The organism is Pseudomonas sp. SIMBA_068, assembly GCF_046534705.1.
Taxonomy (GTDB): domain Bacteria; phylum Pseudomonadota; class Gammaproteobacteria; order Pseudomonadales; family Pseudomonadaceae; genus Aquipseudomonas; species Aquipseudomonas putida.
The window spans coordinates 1-247 of sequence record NZ_JAWRYI010001271.1 but is presented as its reverse complement, the minus strand read 5'-3'; the positions used below and the strand labels follow the sequence as shown (position 1 = coordinate 247).

The window sequence follows — 247 nt, the reverse complement described above, 5'->3', positions numbered from 1 at the left end:
AACTCAGGTATCCGTCCGGCAGTAAATGCTGGTATCTCGGTATCGCGTGTTGGTGGTGCTGCACAAACTAAAATCGTTAAGAAACTAGGTGGCGGTATCCGTCTAGCCCTAGCTCAGTACCGTGAATTAGCTGCGTTCTCGCAGTTCGCGTCTGACCTTGACGATGCTACACGTGCTCAACTTGAGCATGGTGAGCGTGTAACAGAGCTAATGAAGCAGAAACAGTACGCGCCAATGTCTGTTGCTG

Annotated in this window: 1 pseudogene; it reads left to right on the top strand. The window is 50.6% G+C overall.

Going from position 1 to position 247, the window contains the following annotated elements:
* A pseudogene (locus SB756_RS33650) lies at positions 1-247 on the top strand (F0F1 ATP synthase subunit alpha); the annotation flags it as partial.